This window comes from Demequina salsinemoris (genome assembly GCF_000974805.1).
Classification (GTDB): domain Bacteria; phylum Actinomycetota; class Actinomycetes; order Actinomycetales; family Demequinaceae; genus Demequina; species Demequina salsinemoris.
On record NZ_BBQZ01000014.1, the window covers coordinates 1 to 2,446 of the forward strand.

3 protein-coding genes are annotated in these 2,446 nt (G+C 65.7%); all 3 read left to right on the forward strand.

Going from position 1 to position 2,446, the window contains the following annotated elements:
• Positions 1-482: sugar nucleotidyltransferase (locus AOP78_RS14610; protein WP_269082114.1), on the forward strand; the 482-nt coding region annotated here is incomplete at its 5' end.
• Entirely contained in the window at positions 482-1,480 is a 999-nt protein-coding gene (rfbB, locus tag AOP78_RS14615; protein WP_062206468.1) for a dTDP-glucose 4,6-dehydratase, read from the forward strand. The genes AOP78_RS14610 and rfbB, both read left to right, overlap by 1 nt.
• Positions 1,480-2,446, forward strand: a 967-nt coding sequence (locus AOP78_RS14620; RefSeq protein ID WP_062206471.1) for a dTDP-4-dehydrorhamnose 3,5-epimerase family protein, incomplete at its 3' end; no start/stop codon positions are given. The genes rfbB and AOP78_RS14620, both read left to right, overlap by 1 nt.

Consider the following 2,446-nt stretch of genomic DNA (forward strand, 5'->3'; position numbering starts at 1 on the left):
CCGTGTTCGCGTACTGGGTGGCTGACCCCGAGGCGTATGGCGTGGTCGAGTTCGATGACGATGGCACGGTGCTGTCGCTGGAGGAGAAGCCCGAGGCGCCGAAGTCGAACTATGCGATCCCTGGCCTGTACTTCTACGACAACGACGTGGTGCAGATTGCGCGCGAGCTCAAGCCGAGCGCGCGGGGTGAGTATGAGATCACGGACGTCAACCGTGCCTACCTGGAGCGGGGGGACCTCTCGGTGGAGGTGCTGCCGCGCGGAACCGCCTGGCTGGATACGGGCACGTTCGACCAGATGGCTGACGCTGGAGACTATGTCCGCACGATCGAGCACCGGACGGGTCAGAAGATCGGCTCCCCGGAGGAGGTGGCGTGGCGGCGTGGGTTCCTGTCGGATGACGCGCTGCTGGAGCGCGGTGAGGCATTGAAGAAGTCGGGCTACGGCCAGTACCTGATCGATCTTGTGAAGCGAGGAGACTGATGTCCCACCTGCTGGTGACGGGCGGGGCGGGCTTCATCGGCTCGAACTTCGTCCACCACGTCCTGAAGACCACCGATCACACCGTGACGGTGCTGGACTCGCTCACGTATGCGGGTAATCGTGAGTCGCTCGCAGGCCTTCCCGAGGATCGTTTCACGTTCGTCCACGGGGACATCACGGACGCGGAGACGGTCGACTCGCTCGTGAAGGACGCCGACGCGGTCGTTCACTATGCGGCCGAGTCGCACAACGACAACTCGCTGGACAACCCGTATCCGTTCGTGCACACGAACCTCATCGGCACGTACACGCTTCTTGAGGCCGTCCGCCGCTACGACAAGCGCTATCACCACATCTCGACGGATGAGGTCTACGGCGACCTTGAGCTCGATGATCCGGCGAAGTTCACCGAGGCCACGCCGTACAACCCCTCGAGCCCGTACTCGTCGACGAAGGCCGGCTCCGACCTGCTGGTGCGCGCGTGGGTGCGCTCCTTCGGGACCCAGGCGACGATCTCGAACTGCTCGAACAACTATGGGCCTTTCCAGCATGTGGAGAAGTTCATCCCGCGTCAGATCACCAATGTGATCCGCGGCATCCGACCCAAGCTTTACGGCAAGGGCGAGAACGTGCGCGACTGGATCCACGCCGACGACCACTCCTCGGCGGTGCTGACGATCCTGGACAAGGGTGAGATCGGCGAGACGTACCTGATCGGCGCCGATGGTGAGAAGAACAACAAGGACGTCGTCGAGCTGATCCTGACCCTCATGGGCCAGGCGGCGGATGCGTACGACCACGTGAGCGACCGTCCGGGCCACGACATGCGCTACGCGATCGACTCGACCCGCCTGCGCACGGAGCTGGGTTGGGAGCCGCAGTACAGCGACTTCGAGTCCGGCATGAAGGCGACCATCGACTGGTATCGCGACAACGAGGCGTGGTGGGCTCCGGCGAAGGACAAGACCGAGGCGTTCTACGCCTCGAAGGGACAGTAGTGGTCGACGGCCCCAAGCAGCTCACCTGCACCGAGACCGCCATCCCCGGGCTCACGCTGTGGGATCTGCCGGTCCACGGCGACTCCCGTGGCTGGTTCAAGGAGAACTGGCAGCGCGAGAAGATGACGGCGCTGGGCCTTCCCGACTTCGGCCCGGTGCAGAACAACATCTCCTTCAACGAGGGCGTTGGCACCACGCGCGGCATCCACGCCGAGCCGTGGGACAAGTGGGTGTCGGTCGCGACGGGACGGATCTTCGGCGCATGGGTGGATCTGCGCGAGGGCCCGACCTTCGGTGCGGTCGTCACCGCCGAGATCGACCCCTCGAAGGCCGTGTTCGTGCCCCGAGGAGTGGGCAACGCCTTCCAGACCCTCGAGCCCAGCACCGCCTACTCGTACCTGGTCAACGCGCACTGGTCGCCGGACGCGAAGTACTCGCTGCTCAACCTCGCAGACGAGACCGCCGCCATCGAGTGGCCCATCCCGCTGGATCAGGCGGAGGTGTCCGACAAGGACCGGAACCACCCGCGCCTTGACGGGATCACACCGATTCCGCAGCGCCGTACCGTGATCCTTGGCGCGCGAGGCCAGCTCGGACGGGCGCTCGAGGCCGAACTGGCACACGATCACGTGCTCGACTTGGTTGATCGCGACGAGCTCGACATCTCCTCGCCGACGCTTGCGACCGACTATCCGTGGCACGAGGCCAGCGTCATCATCAACGCTGCCGCCTACACGGCGGTCGACGCCGCCGAGACCCCCGAGGGTCGCGAGGCCGCGTGGGCGGCCAACGCCGCCGCGCCTGCCGCTTTGGCACGCATCGCGGCCGAGCATCGCCTCACCCTCGTGCACGTCTCGTCCGACTACGTCTTCGACGGCACCAGCCAGACCCCCTACACCGAGGACGCGCCCATGGCGCCGCTTGGCGTGTACGGGCAGTCCAAGGCCGCCGGCGACCTGGCAGTCG

Bases quoted from the DNA above. Each gene is read 5' to 3' on its own strand.
- rfbB (WP_062206468.1), top strand. From the start codon at position 482: ATGTCCCACCTGCTGGTGACGGGCGGGGCGGGCTTCATCGGCTCGAAC.